The 18,177-nt window shown below is 32.3% G+C and carries 21 protein-coding genes and 1 tRNA gene; 11 read left to right on the top strand and 11 right to left on the bottom strand.

The annotated features are described in order from the left end of the window. Positions 1 to 209 precede the first annotated feature (209 nt). Entirely contained in the window at positions 210 to 644 is a 435-nt protein-coding gene (locus tag C1S72_RS03125) for a hemerythrin domain-containing protein (RefSeq protein WP_104734211.1), read from the bottom strand. Positions 645 to 908: 264 nt separating this feature from the next. Between C1S72_RS03125 and C1S72_RS03130 the strand changes: the two genes are divergently transcribed. Next, complete coding sequence (locus C1S72_RS03130) at positions 909 to 1,934, top strand: AraC family transcriptional regulator (RefSeq protein WP_104734212.1); 1,026 nt, start codon at positions 909 to 911, stop codon at positions 1,932 to 1,934. A gap of 2 nt (positions 1,935 to 1,936) precedes the next feature. Here the strand turns inward: C1S72_RS03130 and C1S72_RS03135 are convergent, their stop codons facing one another. The 3 genes from C1S72_RS03135 to C1S72_RS03145 are packed head-to-tail and all read right to left on the bottom strand — an operon-like array spanning position 1,937 to position 2,885. Continuing rightward, a complete protein-coding gene (locus C1S72_RS03135; protein WP_104734213.1) occupies positions 1,937 to 2,143 on the bottom strand; it encodes a hypothetical protein in 207 nt (68 codons plus the stop codon). A 29-nt stretch (positions 2,144 to 2,172) separates the two neighbouring features. Then, the gene (locus C1S72_RS03140) at positions 2,173 to 2,529 is read right to left on the bottom strand and encodes a hypothetical protein (RefSeq protein ID WP_104734214.1); all 357 of its coding nucleotides are present in this window, start codon (positions 2,527 to 2,529) and stop codon (positions 2,173 to 2,175) included. Between the two features lie 14 nt (positions 2,530 to 2,543). Further along, the gene (locus C1S72_RS03145) at positions 2,544 to 2,885 is read right to left on the bottom strand and encodes a YtxH domain-containing protein (RefSeq protein ID WP_104734215.1); all 342 of its coding nucleotides are present in this window, start codon (positions 2,883 to 2,885) and stop codon (positions 2,544 to 2,546) included. Positions 2,886 to 3,068: 183 nt separating this feature from the next. Between C1S72_RS03145 and C1S72_RS03150 the strand changes: the two genes are divergently transcribed. Next, positions 3,069 to 4,430, top strand: coding sequence for an NAD-dependent succinate-semialdehyde dehydrogenase (locus tag C1S72_RS03150; RefSeq protein ID WP_317045754.1), 1,362 nt, complete (start codon positions 3,069 to 3,071; stop codon positions 4,428 to 4,430). A 13-nt stretch (positions 4,431 to 4,443) separates the two neighbouring features. Beyond that, entirely contained in the window at positions 4,444 to 4,596 is a 153-nt protein-coding gene (locus C1S72_RS14395) for a hypothetical protein (RefSeq protein ID WP_162919911.1), read from the top strand. 181 nt (positions 4,597 to 4,777) lie between these two features. Here the strand turns inward: C1S72_RS14395 and C1S72_RS03155 are convergent, their stop codons facing one another. Continuing rightward, complete coding sequence (locus C1S72_RS03155; RefSeq protein ID WP_104734217.1) at positions 4,778 to 5,794, bottom strand: AI-2E family transporter; 1,017 nt, start codon at positions 5,792 to 5,794, stop codon at positions 4,778 to 4,780. A gap of 35 nt (positions 5,795 to 5,829) precedes the next feature. Continuing rightward, on the bottom strand, positions 5,830 to 6,069 hold the full coding sequence (locus C1S72_RS03160; RefSeq protein ID WP_104734218.1) for a DUF7218 family protein: 240 nt from the start codon (positions 6,067 to 6,069) through the stop codon (positions 5,830 to 5,832). 199 nt (positions 6,070 to 6,268) lie between these two features. Here C1S72_RS03160 and C1S72_RS03165 point away from each other — a divergent pair, with 199 nt between their 5' ends. Next, a complete protein-coding gene (locus C1S72_RS03165; RefSeq protein ID WP_104734219.1) occupies positions 6,269 to 6,454 on the top strand; it encodes a CsbD family protein in 186 nt (61 codons plus the stop codon). A gap of 46 nt (positions 6,455 to 6,500) precedes the next feature. Here the strand turns inward: C1S72_RS03165 and C1S72_RS03170 are convergent, their stop codons facing one another. The 3 genes from C1S72_RS03170 to C1S72_RS03180 all read right to left on the bottom strand — a co-directional run bounded on the left by C1S72_RS03170 (position 6,501) and on the right by C1S72_RS03180 (position 8,402). Further along, positions 6,501 to 7,397 carry a YihY/virulence factor BrkB family protein gene (locus tag C1S72_RS03170; protein ID WP_104734220.1) on the bottom strand — a complete coding sequence of 299 codons (897 nt, stop codon included), beginning with the start codon at positions 7,395 to 7,397 and terminating at the stop codon, positions 6,501 to 6,503. A 77-nt stretch (positions 7,398 to 7,474) separates the two neighbouring features. After that, positions 7,475 to 8,005, bottom strand: coding sequence for a lipid-binding SYLF domain-containing protein (locus C1S72_RS03175; RefSeq protein WP_104735766.1), 531 nt, complete (start codon positions 8,003 to 8,005; stop codon positions 7,475 to 7,477). A 124-nt stretch (positions 8,006 to 8,129) separates the two neighbouring features. Then, positions 8,130 to 8,402, bottom strand: a complete 273-nt coding sequence (locus C1S72_RS03180) for a DUF7672 family protein (protein WP_104734221.1) — start codon at positions 8,400 to 8,402, stop codon at positions 8,130 to 8,132. Positions 8,403 to 8,486: 84 nt separating this feature from the next. Between C1S72_RS03180 and C1S72_RS03185 the strand changes: the two genes are divergently transcribed. After that, positions 8,487 to 10,013, top strand: a complete 1,527-nt coding sequence (locus C1S72_RS03185) for a GH3 family domain-containing protein (RefSeq protein WP_104734222.1) — start codon at positions 8,487 to 8,489, stop codon at positions 10,011 to 10,013. Here the strand turns inward: C1S72_RS03185 and C1S72_RS03190 are convergent. After that, positions 10,004 to 10,624, bottom strand: a complete 621-nt coding sequence (locus C1S72_RS03190; protein ID WP_230401567.1) for a hypothetical protein — start codon at positions 10,622 to 10,624, stop codon at positions 10,004 to 10,006. The two genes, C1S72_RS03185 and C1S72_RS03190, sit on opposite strands and share 10 nt — an antisense overlap. Before the next feature lie 98 nt (positions 10,625 to 10,722). Continuing rightward, positions 10,723 to 10,797, bottom strand: a tRNA-Pro gene (locus C1S72_RS03195). 143 nt (positions 10,798 to 10,940) lie between these two features. Between C1S72_RS03195 and udk the strand changes: the two genes are divergently transcribed. From udk to C1S72_RS03225, 6 genes are all read left to right on the top strand, one after another. Then, complete coding sequence (gene udk, locus C1S72_RS03200) at positions 10,941 to 11,549, top strand: uridine kinase (protein ID WP_104734223.1); 609 nt, start codon at positions 10,941 to 10,943, stop codon at positions 11,547 to 11,549. Beyond that, entirely contained in the window at positions 11,550 to 11,876 is a 327-nt protein-coding gene (locus C1S72_RS03205; protein WP_104734224.1) for an FtsB family cell division protein, read from the top strand. Further along, positions 11,869 to 13,236: a methylmalonyl-CoA mutase subunit beta gene (locus C1S72_RS03210; RefSeq protein ID WP_104734225.1), complete on the top strand. Its 1,368-nt coding sequence runs from the start codon at positions 11,869 to 11,871 to the stop codon at positions 13,234 to 13,236. The genes C1S72_RS03205 and C1S72_RS03210 overlap by 8 nt, the downstream gene beginning before the upstream one ends. Before the next feature lie 18 nt (positions 13,237 to 13,254). Beyond that, positions 13,255 to 13,938 carry a hypothetical protein gene (locus C1S72_RS03215; protein ID WP_104734226.1) on the top strand — a complete coding sequence of 228 codons (684 nt, stop codon included), beginning with the start codon at positions 13,255 to 13,257 and terminating at the stop codon, positions 13,936 to 13,938. Between the two features lie 27 nt (positions 13,939 to 13,965). Then, positions 13,966 to 16,083, top strand: a complete 2,118-nt coding sequence (gene scpA, locus C1S72_RS03220; protein ID WP_104734227.1) for a methylmalonyl-CoA mutase — start codon at positions 13,966 to 13,968, stop codon at positions 16,081 to 16,083. Between the two features lie 429 nt (positions 16,084 to 16,512). After that, entirely contained in the window at positions 16,513 to 18,081 is a 1,569-nt protein-coding gene (locus tag C1S72_RS03225; protein ID WP_104734228.1) for a Fic family protein, read from the top strand. Positions 18,082 to 18,177 lie beyond the last annotated feature (96 nt).

An 18,177-nucleotide genomic window follows, 5' to 3' on the forward strand; every position in this document is an offset into this window, starting at 1 on the left:
GATGCTCGTCATATCGCACCTTTTTTTTGCTTTCACAGTAAAATTAACACTTCATTATATGAGTAATTAATTCAATAGATTTTTAAATTAACTCGATAAGATAAAATTGAATTATACCACAATTTTTGGTGTATAATTTTAGAAATAGCTCACGTATTATTAAGACTGCTGGCAAATTTGTCACGTACATTCGTATGTGTATACATATGTTATAAATTTTCAGACATATAAGATTTATACGGCTTGACTAAATTCATCTTTTGAGATTCATTAAATACCTTTCCTGCCAACTGAAAAAATGTGTGTTCCTCATCTTCTAAATGATGTTCAACTTTATCCTTTAAATCCTTTGCTGTCTTAAGCCAAGCTGAAGAATCGTATTCTGTATTTTCTAACTTTTCAATTAATTCGTCAATTTCATGATGTTCAGCAATACCATGTCTTGCGTGTTCTTGCATCATGTCATTACTAATTAATGGTTTATAAAAATGGCGTTCTTCAGCTTCAGCATGAATTTGCAGTTGCTGTTTTAGTTCTTTAAATATAGAATCTCGATTTTTTGTATCTCCGCTGGTATTTATTAATTTATCTAATAAATCTCGTTGAATGTCATGGTCATGTCTAATAGCTTCAAAAATGGTCATTGAAATTTGGTTTTAATGTTAATATAGTTACGAAATTAATACCTAACATCGAAAACTTTGGATACAATCCGTGTATTTAATGACTTATATGATTATGCGTATAACATTATTAGTGCGTCGTGATGTAGTCTAAAAGTATGTGTTTGTTGTAAAAAGGCCATAACGCATGGTCTCATTTAAGTAAATAAATTAACTCAATAAAGTAAAAAGTTAAATTATTTTGAAAAAAAAGTCGAAATTGCAATCACTTATTATTTAACCATCATGAACAATTTACATATACTTCCAAGAAACAATACTGATTTACTATCGAAACTCCAAACAAAGTTAGGAGGTAACATAACAGAGACCTTTGGAAAAATTACGCTTACTGTTAATAATAGTAATGGTTTTGGGACTATAAAATATCTCCAATTAGATTGGGGTGTTGAGCTTATTCAATTAGATATTAGATTTTCAGAATATTATAACTTAACACTTGATGCTAGTGAGTTTAATCCCATTCAATTTATTTATTCGTCAAATGGGCGTTTAGGGCATTATTATGAAGATCCTAAAGATCTACAATATGTTGAAGAATTTCACACCTTAATTCTTACCAGTAAAGATGGTAGTAAAAATAATTTTGTTTTTCCTAAAGATCAAAATCTGCAAATAACTATAATACAAATCGTACGACAAGAGTTTTTAAAGAAAAAGCATTCAAACGTATCCCAACTAAACAAACAGCTATACGAGGTGTTTATGGACACCGATCATGAAAATAAATTTCGCTTTTTCGGAAGTTTTAATTTAAAAATCGCTGATAAAATTAATGAGCTTCAGAACCTTAAGTCTAAAGGTATGATAAGGATTTTAAAGATAGAGGCTATTGTCTATGAAATATTATCACTTCACATTCAAACGCACAAAAACACTTTAGACGATATTAAAATCCCAGATTCGCTTTTAAAAAGTGAGTTGCGTATCATACGGAAACTATCAAAAAAGATTGTTGATAATCCTTCAAAAAATTATGACCTAAAATCCATGTCCATGGAATCTGGTTTATCACAGTTAAAATTACAGGATGGCTTTAAACACCTTTATAACCGAACGGTTACAGATTATATAAGACATATAAGGTTGCAAACAGCAAGAGATTTAATTCGTAATTCTGAATTAAACATTTCACAAGTAGTATATACAATTGGTTTTACGAGTAGAAGTTATTTTTCAAAAATATTTAAGGAAAAGTATGGCATTACGCCCCATGAGTTTAAAAAACAAGCTTTATCGGTAAGTGTTTAGATTTATCTTTTAAACAATTTTTTGAGCAAAATAAAAGCGCCATATTTACCTGCAATTTTTATCATACTTTGTATCCAATTATAAGGTTGAAGATCTTCCTTGAAATCATTTTTAACAAGTTTGAGTTCTTCCCATGCAATTTTTCGTTCTAGATTTAGACGTTTTAAATCGGCTTCAACCTCTTGAAAATTTCTATATGTTGGTTTCATAATGTGCAATTCTTATTTAAAAAATATCATTAATTGTCTTCAGAGAAAAACTTTGATCCCAATTTCTCCAAAACTATTTTATTGATAAACGAACGATTAACATAAATAATAACGCCTATCAAGATAAATATTAGCCCAACTAACAAATAGCCCAGCGACATACTCTCTAAAGCATTTCCCAAAGCTATTGCACCAGCCACAGCTCCAAAAATAAAGCCAATAAATACAAAGGAACCAATAGCTATCAGTTTAGTAATCAAACTAATAGAGAATGTGATTTGCTGAAAGACTTTCAGTTTAAAATACTGGTGAGAAGTTTTTAAAAACTTCTCACCAGTATCTGTTGCTTTATCAGCAGTTTCTCCTAATGAATCAAATACGCTCATAAATTGAATTATTATTATACATTAACAGAATTCTTCTGAAACTTTTTGTTTTTTTCTTTGAGGTCTTTTAGCTTAGCCTCTAATGTTGTTATCACATCTTCTGCCTTGTAACTAGCGTTAGAAACAATAGATTCTACTTGTTCGTCTAATGTTTGCTTTTGAGCTCCAACACTACTAACTACGCGATCTTTTAAATCTACAGCAGATGATGCTAATCTTTCTTTTTGAGCTTCAGCTTCGTCTGCTATTCGCTGTCTTGTCACGCTTCCTTTATCAGGAGCAAACAAAATGCCTAATACAGCACCTACAGCTGTTCCTGCTAAAATTCCTAAAACTGTATTTCCGTTATTACTCATGTCTATTTTTTGTTTTTAATTAAACTAAATTTCTTATCAGCAATATCAAGATAAATGTTGAATTATGTTATCGTTATAAATTTAAATCTTAACGTAAACAAAATTACGTAAAAGAGTTAACTATTTCACGTTTAAAGATAAGCAGAAAAGCTCTTTGTAAATAATTTTGAAAAGAAAAGATAAATGATGACTATACAAACCTTAAACCCTTACTCGGGTAATCAGATAAAAACTTATGAATTATTTTCTGACAACAAGATTGATGCTTGTTTAAAAATATCAGAAGAAGCATTTAGTCATTGGAAAGACCAAGATCTTGCCACAAGAACAGATTGTCTTGAAAGACTTTCAAAAACACTATTGCAAAATATTGACAGCTATAGTACGTTGATGACTGAAGAAATGGGAAAACCCATCACTCAAAGTCGGGCAGAAATTGAAAAATGTGTGTTTTTATGTGATTTTTATGCTAAAAATGCAGCCCTTTTTCTGTCTGATGAAATAATAGAAACTGATGCCAAAGAAAGTTTTGTAAGTTATGACCCAATGGGTATAATTTTAGGTATCATGCCATGGAATTATCCATTTTGGCAAGTATTAAGATTTGCCGTTCCAACACTGACTTCTGGTAACACCGTTCTATTAAAACATGCATCCAATGTAACTGGTTGCGCTCTTGCCATTCAAGAATTATTTGAATATAGCGGTTTCCCAAAAGGATGTTTCCAGACTCTAATCGCAGAGCATGACCAAATTGAAAAGCTCATATCAGATTCAAGAATTAAAGCAGTATCATTGACAGGTAGCGAAAAAGCAGGTAAACACATCGCAGAAGTAGCAGGTAAAAACCTGAAGAAAACTGTTTTGGAATTAGGAGGAAACAATGCCTGCATAATTTTAAATGATGCTAATTTGAAAAAGTACATGGGCACCATTGTGAATGCACGTATACAAAATACAGGTCAAAGTTGTATTGCTGCAAAACGATTTATAGTAATGGCATCTGTTTATGACGAATTTATAGAACGATTTACAGAAAAGATAAAAGACCTTAAGTATGGTAATCCCAAGGACAAATCAACAACCATAAGCACATTGGCTAGAGTTGATTTGGCTGAAACCTTAAAAGAGCAAATTGATGAATCGGTTAAAAAAGGAGGCAAAATCCTAATTGGAAATAATCAAGATAAAGCCTTTTTTGAGCCAACAATTATCACCAATGTCCAACCTGGCATGCCTGTTTTTGATGATGAAACTTTTGGGCCCATTGTCGCCATAACAAAAGTAAATGCAGAAGAAGAAGCCTATAAGCTTGCTAGTAAAACCAAGTATGGTTTAGGTACAATGGTTTTTACCGAAAACACAGAAAAAGCCTTAAAGCAATCCTCAAAAATTAGTGATGGTGCCTTTTTTATTAACGAATTGGTAAAATCTGACCCTAGACTACCCTTTGGAGGCACCAAAGCATCAGGATACGGCAGAGAGCTTTCCAGAGAGGGAATTTATGAGTTTGTGAACAGAAAAACAATTTATATTAACAAATAAAAACAATTATATTATGCCTTTTATTAAAGATAGTGATTCAGATAGAGAAGATTATTTATTACAAGATGACAAAACAACCATTTTCACTGGAACTTTTGTTATTGTAGCTTTAATAGTATTAGTAATAGCTGTAATAGTTTCAGGATTCTATTTTGAATGGTTTTAAAACCAAATAACATAAAAGAAAAGCCCAACACACGTTGGGCTTTTCTTTTCTATAGCAATTCTTTTTAATTAACATACATACCCAATTAAACAATCTTTTTCAAACATTTTGACCGCGAAAAAACTAATTTTGATGCACATGGTATTTTCTAATCAAGACATAAAAGCAGTTTAGCTTGTATTTAGAGATTTCCTTTTAGTTTTGATGCGTATTCCTTTTTATAAATTCTCACAATTATTAAAAACAGACTTACTAGAAGTGGTCCAAAAATTAAACCAATAAATCCGAATAAAGGAATACCAATGATAACACCAATGAGTGTAATTAAAGGGTGAACATTATCTAATTTTTTGAGAATAAATAATCTAATTATATTATCTGTTGCTCCAACTACGACAATTCCATAAATTAAAATAGCCCAAGCTTGGAATGCATGACCATTTGATAAGGAGAGAATAAAAACAGGAAAGGTTCCCAGCATGCTACCTACAAATGGAATCATTGACCCTATAGCAACTACTGCAGCCCAAAACAACGGATCATCAATCCCAAAAATTAAAAACCCAATTAAGGCTACAAAACCTTGAGCAATGGCAACTAATGGAATTCCCAAAGCGTTGGAACGTACCATTTCTCTAATTTCCTTACCTAATGTTTTTAAATTTTCCGTACTTACTGGCATATACTCATAAAGTGATTCTCGTAACATTTTCCTGTTAGTAAGCATATAGAACAATAAAAAATACATGATTGTAATGGCTAAAAACGCATTGAAAGTACCTCCTGCCAAACTTTGTAAGTTATCTGAAAGCCACGATGAAATAGCCGAAACATCTATTTGCGAGGAAATATCACGACCAATAAACGATTCAATATGATTCAACTCTTTCTTAAAAGCCGTTACAACTTCTTTTGAATTATCAATAGCATAACCAATTTTATTTGTCAGCATCAGAATCACACCTCCTACTGGAATTAAGATGATAATAAATGACATAAACATGAGAAAACCCGACGCAAGATTAACATTCCATCCTTTATTAATTAAAAAAACCAATGGCTTTTTGAGCAAAACATATAGCGTTATGGCTCCCAGAACACCTGAAAAATATGGTAACATTTCCTTAAAAATTAATGTGCCCATTAAAACAATTGTTAAGAGCACAAAAATTTGTCTGATGGTTTTAGCTTCAATCATAAATTAATATGTAATTATTTATAAAAATACACTTTTTAATTATTCCTTAAAGCTTGTATTAATTCAGATTTAGACATTTTTGATCTACCTTCTATACCAATCTCTTTAGCTTTGTTGTACAATTCCTCTTTTGTACGATCTTCATAGGCTGAAGCCTTACCTCCTTTTTCACCTGAATTGGGTGTGTTAGCAATTCTAGCAGCTTTTTGCTTACTATATCCTTTATCTTTTAGAGCTTCATACTGTTCTTCATTTTTCACACTGGGAATATCCATGATATTAATATTTTAAATTCACTTACAAAGATTAGCTTCCTTTAGATAATTATTTAGCACATTTACTATAAAACTTAACGCCTTTAATAGCTTCTTAATGATTATAGTCAAGGATTTATTGGTTTGCGATAATTTAACAAGTCACTTTGAGTTAATTTTTACACTAACAAAAATGAAGTATTAATTAAAACACAATATTATGAATTCTGAAGAATTAAAAGGAAAATGGAATCAAGTCAAAGGAGAATTCAAACAAAAATACGGCAATTTAACCGATGATGACGTAACTTTTGCTGAAGGAAAATTTGATGAAATGCTAGGTAAATTACAAGAGAAAACCGGCAAACAAAAAGAAGCTTTGAGAAAAGAAATAAGTGAGTGGTAACATATTTATTTCGCTCATTTAAAACCTCGACAAATGTTGAGGTTTTTTATGCAATTGTTTTTAAATCTTTTTCAATATTGTAGCCATATGCATTGGCATAAACCCACGTAAACTCTGCACCAAAAAATAGGATTAAACAAGAATACGATACCCATAATAAAATAAGTACAACTGTACCTGCAGCTCCATAAGTTGAACCTGGATCGGCTTCTCCAAAATAAAAACCTAATAATGATTTTCCTAATACAAAAAGAATTGCAGTAATTATGGAACCAACCCATACTGCTTTCCATTTAATTTTAGCATCAGGTAAATATTTAAACATTAAAGCAAATAACACAGTAATAATTCCAACAGACAGTAGTGCATCTAACCCATAAGCAATGTACACCACCAAATCAGGAAACAAACTCTTTATATAAGTCGTCAGTACAGTAATAGCTGTTGTTACAATAAAACTAATAAGTAAAAGAAAACCAATTGCAAGTATAAAAGCAAAACTTCTCAAGCGCCTTATAAACATTTTTAAAATACTTAAATCATCTTTAACTTTTACTTCCCATATATGATTTAATGATAGTTGTAAATGATAAAATACACCTGTTGCGCCAAAAATTATAGTACAAATACCCAAAATAGTAGCCATTGTGTTTCTGGTATTGTTTTGGGTTTCCGCAAGCATAGTTTGAATAGAATTAGCAGCATCACTTCCTAATGCTCTAGAAATTTCATCAGTCAATTGTCCTTGAACAATTTCAGTACCCCAAACCGAGCCTACCAAATTAATGATAATAATTAGTAAACCTGGTAATGATAAAACTGCATAATATGCTACTATGGCACTTAACCTAAAAGGCTTATCCTTTTCCCACGCTTTGTAAGTTTCTACAAGCAACCTAGGTAGGTGATTTATCTTAAAATGTTTTTCATTAACATCTGACATAAATAGAATTTAAATTTATTAGAAGTAAGAAAAAAGGTCAGCATTAACGCCAACCTTTAGGAATTTTATTTAATGATTTATTTGAAAGCTGTAAAATCAAATTTTTGACCAACTACTGAAATATCAGCCATCAATCCGCCCTTTGTCATAGTGACAACGAGTACGCCATCGCTATAATCTAGGTTTTTAGACTTACCTTTGTCAAGAACAACTGCAGAAATTTCAGCTGATAACTCATAGTTACCTTCTTTAAAATCAGATAATGCATCATCAGTCTCAAAAAATATAACTTCAATTACAGCTTGACCACCAGCCTGAAGACCAACGCTCAATTTTTTTAAATCAGCCATTCCAATCTTCACACCATCTTCATACACTACTCCATTGCCGCTGGCACCTCCTATAATGAGACCACCTTTTCCAACATTTGGAAAAATGGCATAACCAGAAGATGTACTAAAAAATGGGCTAATGTCTGAATTCATTTTAATTAGTTCAGTTTTAGCAGCTTCTGCATCGTTAATTATTTTCTTATCTTTTTCTGTTTGGGATGTTGCTGTCATTGTAATCATTAAGAAAACAGCAAGACATGTTTTTAGAATTTTCATAATTATTTTATTTTTTGGTTTATCCTTAAATAACATGAAATTCAGTTACATATGTAACTCTAATAAAATTTATATTATCGTATTTAATAATTATAAATTTAATAAGACAATCACTATCGAAATACTACATTAGAAGACTATGTACTTTAAAACCGAGCCAATATCCAAAACCTAAAATAAATGGATAACCAATAAATAGCCACAAATAATCTAAAATACCTAATTTACAAAAAGCGTGTTTTCCAAATTCGTTTAATAATTCAATAAAATCATACCAAGATTTTATGCCAATTTTTACAACTAGTGCATTTGCGATAATGGCAATAATGAGAATGCTTACTCCTATTATATATAATTTAAACATACCTTTAATATAATAAAAGTTAATCAATTCCATAAAACACTATTTAAAATTGTGATTGAGTTAAATCTTGTAGTAAAAAAGTAACAGTCCTATTGGGATTAAAAATAATTTTGCTTTATGGCAATTATAGGAAATATAATAAAAGGAGTTATAAACTTAAAAGGAACTTTGGAATCAGATCCTAATCCTGTTGAAGAGCAAAAAAGTGTGCTATCTGATTTATTGGAAAAAGCGAAAGACACTGAATTTGGAAAACATTATCAATTTAAAAACATACTGGCCACTGATAATATCCAAACTACTTTTTCTACAAGTATTCCCTATCATGACTATAACAAAATGAATACTGATTGGTGGAGCAGACTTCACAATGGTGAATCTAATATTACATGGCCAGGTGATTTAGGTTATTTTGCTTTGAGTTCAGGGACTACTGGTAAAAAAAGTAAGCGTATTCCGGTTACTGATGATATGATTGAAGCTATCAGACAAGCTGGCATTAAGCAAGTTTTTGCACTCAAGAATTTTGATCTCCCTGCAGATTTTTTTGAGAAAGAAATTATGATGCTAGGTAGCTCAACAGATTTAAATGAAAACGATCAATTTCTTGAAGGAGAAATTAGTGGTATTAGCGCAAGTAACATTCCCAGTTGGTTTAATGGTTATTATAAGCCAGGAGAAGAAATTGCAAAAATTGACGATTGGGATAAGCGCGTTCAACGAATTGCAGAACGTGCGAAAGACTGGGATATTGGTGCGTTGAGTGGCATTCCATCTTGGATTGAACTCATGCTTGAAAAAGTTATTGAACATCATAATCTCGATAACATCCACCAAATATGGCCTAATCTTCAGGTTTTCACTTCTGGCGGTGTTGCCTTTGGACCTTATAAAAAAAGTTTCGAAGCTTTAATGGGAAAACCTGTTACCATTATTGACACTTATTTGGCTTCTGAAGGATTCATTGCATTCCAACAGCGACCAGAAACATCATCAATGAAGTTAATTACAGATAATGGGATTTATTTTGAATTTGTTCCTTTTAAACCTGAATATATAAATCAAGATGGATCTATTGTGGCTGATGCTCCAGCGATTACTTTAGCTGATGTAAAACCCAATCAGGACTATATTCTAATCATAAGTACAGTAAGTGGTGCTTGGCGATATCTCATTGGAGACACCATTGAATTTACTGATATTGAAAAAGCTGAAATAAAAATTACTGGTCGAACAAAGTTTTTCTTGAATACCGTTGGATCACAATTATCAGTCAATAAACTTGATAAAGCTGTTCAGTTTTTAGAGGAAGAATTAAATCTAAAAATACCGGAATATACCTTGTCAGCTAAACGCTATGATGACGATTTTTATCACAGTTGGTATTTGGCGTGTGATAAATTGAATATAGACTCTAAAATATTGGCACAAAAACTAGATAAACATTTGAGTGATGCCAATAAAAACTATAAAGTTGCACGGTCTAAAGCATTGAAAGGTGTCAAAGTTCATATTGTTTCACCAGACGTTTTTTATGAATGGAGTGGAGCCAATAAAAAGAAAGGCGGTCAAGTAAAAATGGAACGTGTCATGGGTGAAGAAAAATTTGAAGAATGGGAACAGTTTGTCAACAATTACTCATAAGTATTTGAGGCTTTATGTTGTTCTGCAACAATTTCCATTATTTCTTCAGGTGACAAATAATATTTCTTAATACGGTTCTTATAGGTTTCGGATATATCAGCATGATTGAGTATGAAATTTTTAGTTTTTAAAATATAATCTGCCATACCATGATTAACCGCAAAACGATCTGCAGCGCGTTCTGCTTCAACTATATGATTTTCTGATAATAAGTATTTCAATCCAAACCAAATTAAATTAATTTTACTACGATTTTGGTAATCCATAATATGCCCTAATTCATGACCAATCCATCCTATTAAAATATCTGAAGGTATATCACGTGTTGAGAATTGTTTATTAGATATTTTAAAAGTTTCACTTATTAATATCACATAACTTCTATATGATTTCTTCCTAAAAAAACTACCAAACTTTGGTTGGGCTAGCATAGTAGATTTTTTTATATTCTTTTTAAAGCGAATTTCAATAGGTATATTTTCCAATTCTGGAAAATGCATGAAAGCGACTTGTGCTTCATTGCTAATAGATTTGGGAATAATATGCTGTGCATTGGTTTGACTCATAGAAACGATTAAAAAACTGATTAGATAGGTTTTGATCTTTATCATAACATTCAATTATAATCGATTTCAAAAATTCTATGTGATTGTTTCAATTAAAAAAGTATCGCAAATAAAAAAGCTCAACAAAATGTTGAGCTTTAAAGTCGGGGTGGCAGGATTCGAACCTGCGACCTCCGCGTCCCAAACGCGGCGCGATAACCGGGCTACGCTACACCCCGAAAATTGGTTATCTTTTAAGGACTGCAAATATATAGTTTTTCTACAAAACAAAAATAAAATTCCAATAAAATTAAAAGCTTTGTATCAAAGCCTTTCATTTATTGGTTAAATAACTAAATTTGTGTTTGTAAACTTTTCATGCATGTTAATAATAGGAATTGCTGGTGGAACTGGTTGTGGTAAAACCACCGTTGTCAATCAAATTTTAAATCAATTACCTGAAGGTGAAGTTGGTGTCATATCGCAAGACTCCTATTACAAGGACACCTCACATTTGAGCTATGATGAACGTGTAAAAATCAATTTTGACCATCCAAGATCTATTGATTTTGAACTGCTTGAGAAACACTTAAAAGAGTTAAAAAAAGGGAATGCTGTTGACCAACCTGTTTACTCATTTGTAAAGCACAATCGCACTGGAGACACTATTAAAACCAATCCACGGAAGGTTATGATTGTTGAAGGCATCTTGATTTTAACAAATCCTGAATTACGCAATATGTTTGACATAAAAATATTTGTACATGCTGATAGTGACGAACGTTTAATAAGACGCTTGAAACGTGACATTTCAGAACGTGGTCGTGATTTGGAAGAAGTTTTAAACCGTTATCAAAACACATTAAAACCGATGCACCAACAGTTTATTGAACCCATGAAAGAATATGCGGACATTATTATTCCAAACAATAAGTACAACACGGTTGCGGTTGATATTGTCAAAACCATCATTAATCAACGTTTAGTATAAATGGCAAAATTTAAAAGTAAATACTTGAAGCCATTCAAAAATATTTTTTTATTAATATTTGTTGTGTTTGCTATTTGGATGTTATTTTTCGATGCCAATTCTTGGTTTATTCATCATGAATTGAATAGTGAAATTGATAAATTAGAGGATGAAAAAGAATATTATAAAAAAGAAATTGAAAAAGACCGTAAAGAAATAAAAGAATTGAGTAATGAGGAGGGTATTGAAAAACTAGCCCGAGAGAAATACTATATGAAGAAAGACAATGAAGAAATCTTTATTATAGAATATGAAGATAGTATTCCAAAAGAAGACAAAAATGACTAAACCATTATTTCAAGAATTTCCAGAAGTTTCATCAAAGCAATGGAAACAAAAAATACAAGCCGATTTAAAAGGTGCTGATTACAATGACACTCTTATTTGGAAAACCATTGAAGGCATTGATGTTAAACCATTTTATCATCAAGATATAGTAGAAGAGCCTTTGGCAATTGATAACTCATTAAACCAGTGGTCAATTTGCCAAACAATTTACGCACACAGCGCCAAAGCCTCTAACCAAAAAGCCATTAATGCCCTAAAAAGAGGTGCTAATGCTATTAAATTTATTATACCTTCCACAGATATTTCATTAATTGAATTATTACTTGATATTGATTTAAGCGCTGTAAACGTTTATTTAGAGTGTTTGTTTATAGATCCAGAATACATAAAAAAGCACCAAGAATTATTAAGTAACGACAATATTCAACTTGAGTTAGACATTATTGGCAATCTTTGTAAAACTGGGAATTGGTTTCAAGATTTAAATACCGATCATGATAATCATTATGACATCGTTTCAATTACAAATGCCTTAACTATAAACTTATCATTATACCAAAACGCAGGTGCCAATATTGTTCAGCAATTAGCCTATAGCCTTTCACACGTTAATGAATATCTGAACCATTTGGACGCCAAAATAAAACCAAAAGATAAAGCTAGTTTCGTATGCTTGTTTAACGTTTCAATTGGTTCAAACTACTTTTTTGAAATTGCCAAACTTCGTGCTTTGAGAGTATTATATAAATCTTTAGCAAGTGAATATGGCTTTAATGAGGCTTGTACCATTTTTGCAAAACCAAGTAAACGCAACAAAACAATATATGATTATAACACCAATATGTTGCGCACAACTACGGAATGTATGAGTGCAATTTTAGGAGGGAGTGATGCTATTTGCAATATGCCTTATGATGTCATTTATCACAAAAACAATGAGTTTGGTGAGCGTATTGCCCGCAATCAATTGTTGGTACTAAAACATGAAAGCTATTTTGACAAGGTCAATAATCCTGCTGATGGAACCTATTATATTGAAGAACTAACGAATCAACTGGCCACAAAAGCTTTAATTCTTTTTAAAGAAATTGAAGCCAAAGGTGGTTTCTTATCTGCTTTAAAAGAAGGTACTATTCAACGAAAAATAAAAGAAAGCGACCAGAAGGAACAAGAACAATTTGAAAATGGAGAGATTACGCTTTTAGGTACAAATAAACATCCTAATCCAGATGACAAAATGGAACATGAACTGGAATTGTATCCTTTTGTAAAAACGAATATTCGTAAAACATTAATTGAACCAATAATAGAAAAAAGACTTTCTGAAAAAATAGAACAACAACGATTAAAAACTGAATAAACATTAAATTTAAAAACAATGAAAACATTATTAAAACTTACTGTACTTGTATTATGCTTATCATTTTATGGTTGTAAAAATGAGCCTTCTGCTGCTACTTTTGATGATTATAAGTATGCAGATTCAGAAAATGTTTTAAACTGTAATGACATTGACACCAAATTATATAATGAAGCATTACTGTCTTTTGAAAACGACATTTTAAAGGCATTTAACAGTCGAAATAACGACTTAAGAGTGGCATACACCACATTCTTCAGAACTTTACAAGGCAACCGTGTTCAATTTCAAGACGTCGCTTCACCGCACAGTATGAAAGTATTTGAAGCCTTAAAGGGTCAGCCTGACTTATGGAATGATGACAATAGCATTAATTATCGTGCTGATATTTTTAATTGCTTAAGCAGTAATTTCAAAAATCAAAGTTTAGCAACTACTTTTAACGCATTGGTACAAACCAATAGCATGCGATTGGATTTAATAGCTGCGCCTTTACAAAAAGTAATAAAAAATGCTAATAGTGATCGCTATTTAGCTGCGTATATCGCTTTAGACATGTATTATGCAAACTTATTCAATGTAGATCCAACTAAAGTAATTGAAAAACCTGAAACAGATGAAGCTATTCAAACAACGCCTAGTAAGCCTACAATAAACCAAACTCCTGCTAATGATCCACATGCTGGTCATGATCATGACTAGAATTCACTAGCTTATAATATTCTGTAAATGTCAAGAAAAAATATCCAACATATAAAATTAGAAATAGGCAACCAAAACCTAAAATCAAACAGTTCCTTTATCACAGCTGAAGATATTCCTGTTAAATCATGTTATTCCAAAACTGATCTAAAAGGTGTGGAACATTTGAATTTTGTAGCTGGTATTGCACCAAACTTGCGTGGTCCATACAGTACTATGTATGTCCGAAGACCTTGGACAATTCGTCAATATGCTGGTTTTTCAACGGCTGAAGAAAGTAATGCTTTTTACAGACGTAATCTAGCAGCCGGACAAAAAGGGCTTTCCGTAGCGTTTGATTTGGCAACACACAGAGGCTACGATTCCGATCATGAACGTGTTGTTGGTGATGTTGGAAAAGCTGGTGTGGCAATCGATTCGGTTGAGGATATGAAAATTCTGTTTGACCAAATCCCACTAGATAAAATGTCAGTTTCTATGACTATGAATGGTGCTGTATTACCCATAATGGCATTCTATATTGTGGCAGCTGAAGAACAAGGTGTCAAGCCGGAGCAACTTGCTGGAACCATTCAAAATGATATTCTCAAAGAATTTATGGTGCGAAATACCTATATCTATCCGCCAACACCTTCTATGAAAATCATTTCGGATATTTTTGAATACACGAGTCAAAACATGCCTAAATTCAACAGTATTAGTATTTCTGGATATCACATGCAGGAAGCTGGTGCAACCTGTGATATTGAATTGGCCTATACCCTAGCCGATGGTTTGGAGTATATTAGAAAAGGACTTGCAGCTGGTATGGACATCGATACCTTTGCGCCTCGTTTGTCTTTCTTTTGGGCTATTGGTATGAATCATTTTATGGAAATTGCTAAAATGCGTGCGGCACGTATGCTTTGGGCAAAATTGGTTAAACAATTCAATCCTAAAAACGAAAAATCCCTAGCATTACGTACTCATTGCCAAACATCTGGTTGGAGTTTAACAGAACAAGACCCATTTAACAATGTAGCGAGAACCACTATTGAAGCGGCTGCTGCGGCTTTTGGTGGAACGCAAAGTTTGCACACCAATGCGCTGGATGAGGCCATTGCACTCCCAACAGATTTTTCTGCACGTATTGCCAGAAATACACAAATCTATTTACAGGAAGAAACACATATTACCAAAACGGTTGACCCTTGGGCTGGCAGTTATTATGTTGAGAAATTGACTCACGATATTGCTCAAAAAGCATGGAAACTTATTGAAGAAGTTGAAGATTTAGGTGGTATGACCAAAGCTATTGAAGCTGGTATTCCTAAAATTCGCATTGAGGAAGCGGCTGCTCGTAAACAAGCTCGCATTGATTCTGGTCAAGATATTATTGTGGGTGTTAACCAATATCGATTGGATGAAGAAGATCCTATTACAACGCTAGAAGTCGATAATCAAACGGTTCGTAGTCAGCAAATAGCCAGTTTAAACAAAATTAAAGCAGAGCGTGATGCCAATAAAGTTAATCAGGCGTTAGCAAATTTAACCAAGGCAGCGCAAACAGGAGAAGAAAATTTATTAGCTTTAGCTGTTAAAGCGGCTCGTGAACGTGCAACACTAGGCGAAATCAGTGATGCTTTAGAAACCGAATTTGGACGATATAAAGCACAGATAAAATCATTTTCAGGGGTGTATAGCAAAGAAATCAAAGACGACGAATCCTTTAAAAAAGCCAAAGAACTGGCGGATACATTTGCCGAGCAAGATGGCAGACGACCACGAATTATGATTGCCAAAATGGGACAGGATGGTCATGATCGAGGCGCCAAGGTAGTGGCTACGGGTTATGCTGATGTTGGTTTTGATGTGGATATTGGCCCATTATTTCAAACACCTCAAGAAGCTGCAAAACAAGCTGTAGAAAACGACGTCCATATACTTGGTGTTTCGTCTTTAGCTGCAGGACATAAAACGCTCGTTCCGCAAGTTATTGAAGCGCTCAAGGCTTACGGACGTGACGATATTATGGTGATTGTAGGTGGCGTAATCCCAAAACAAGATTACCAATATTTATTTGATGCTGGTGCAGTAGCAGTTTTTGGTCCAGGTACTAAAATTAGTGATGCAGCCATTAAAATTTTGGAGATTTTGATTGATTAGTTTGTTTTGATTCTAAATCAAAAATCAACTAACTTCGTTTACAGTAGATATAAATCATTGAAACGGATTCATATCAAATCGTTGTGCTTCATTATGACCAAACATTATTTATTATTATATTCTTTAACTTCTACTAGAAACATTAATTCAATAATTAATAAAACACTTACTTTAATTAATGATATAAAACATATTAATATAAGTAATCAAAACATTGTGTTTTACCTTTAAATATAGTACATTTACATAGTAGGCTAATAAATGTCCAACACAGTAGGCTAATAAATGTCCAACACAGTAGGCTAATAAATGCCCGACGTAGTAGGCTAATAAATGTCCGGCATAATAAGTGAACAAACACTAAACATAAGAAAGAAATTCACAAAGGTTAAATAATTAGAAAAGAAATACATTAATAAAGCATTAAAGATGGCAACACCAGGAGAAAAATTAGCTGCTTCGTTGAAAGAATTAAGAAAACTTCAACAGAATGAAAATGTTGTTGCTATTAAATCTACTGAAATTAATAGAACTCATAGAGAAAGATTAACTAAGAATGGATTCTTACAAGAAGTATCAAAAGGATGGTACATTTTTACAAATCCAAATGACAAACCTGGAGAATCCACATCATGGTTTACATCTTATTGGAATTTTTGCTCTAGGTATTTAGAGGACAAATATAAAGGAGAGTATTGTCTTTCACCTGAGCAATCACTCTTATTGCATGTTGGAAATACAATAATTCCAGAACAACTTATTACAAAATCCCCAAATGGACCAAATAAAATTATTCCTCTTCTTTACAGTACTGAAATTCTAGAATTAAAAGGAGAACTTCCTTCTAAAGAAAATTTAGATACAAAGAATGATGTTAAAGTGTACAATTTAGAATCATCATTGATTAATATTCAACCCATAATGTTTACATCAAATTCAAATGATATCAGAGCAGCATTATTAATGATCAAAGATGCTTCTCAAATATTGGCCCCTTTACTTGATGGTGCACATACAAGGCCCGCCGGAAGACTAGCCGGAGCTTTTCGCAATATGGGTTTTGATAAAATAGCTGATGAAATTATCAATACGATGAAAGCATTAGATCATGACGTAAGAGAAGTTGACCCATTTGAAGAAAAATGTGCCATAAATTATTTGTCTCAAAATAATTCTCCACATATTAATAGAATAAAATTGAAATGGTCCGAATATAAAAAAATAATTGTTGAACATTTCCCTGCTGGACCGGACCAACCAGTTAATACTAATGATTATCTAAATTCGATTGATGAAATATATAAAACAGATGCATATCATTCTTTATCAATTGAAAGGTATAAGGTTTCTGAAGAATTAATAGAACTAGTAAGTAGTGGCGAATGGGATGTTTTAGAGAATGAAGATCACAAAGAACTTGAAAGTGCGATGGCCGCAAAAGGATACTTTGATGCATCAAAAGAAGTAAAATCATCAATTGAGAAAATATTAAATGGCACCAACGCGGGCAAAGTAGTGGACAAAGATCATCCAACTTGGTACCAAAAATTATTCTCTCCAAGTGTTTTATCTGGATTATGTAAACCTTCAGATTTAGCAGGTTATAGAAATAGACCTATTTATATTTCAAATTCAAGACATGTTCCAATGAGCAGAGAAGCTGTTAGAGATGCAATGCCTACACTATTTGAATTATTAATTAATGAAGATCATGCCGGAACAAGAGTGGTATTAGGACACTTCTTTTTTGTATATATTCATCCTTATTCTGATGGCAATGGTAGAATGGCAAGATTTCTAATGAATACAATGCTGGCTTCTGGAAATTATCCTTGGACTGTAATTCCAGTTGAAAGAAAGGATGATTATATGAATGCATTAGAAGAAGCCAGTGTTAAAAATAATATTGAACCCTTCACTAAATTCATTTCTGAACTTGTAGATTTAAGTTTAAAAGGAATTCCAGAAGCTAAATTAGTTGATAAAAGAAATAAATAACGAAAGCACAACAACATGTATAATTCATGCTGCGCAGATGTTTAAGTGGAAGATCTTATTTTCTTTCGTATATTCACTACTCTGAAAATTATATTC

The organism is Hanstruepera ponticola, from assembly GCF_002940745.1.
GTDB classification, from domain to species: Bacteria; Bacteroidota; Bacteroidia; order Flavobacteriales; family Flavobacteriaceae; genus Hanstruepera; species Hanstruepera ponticola.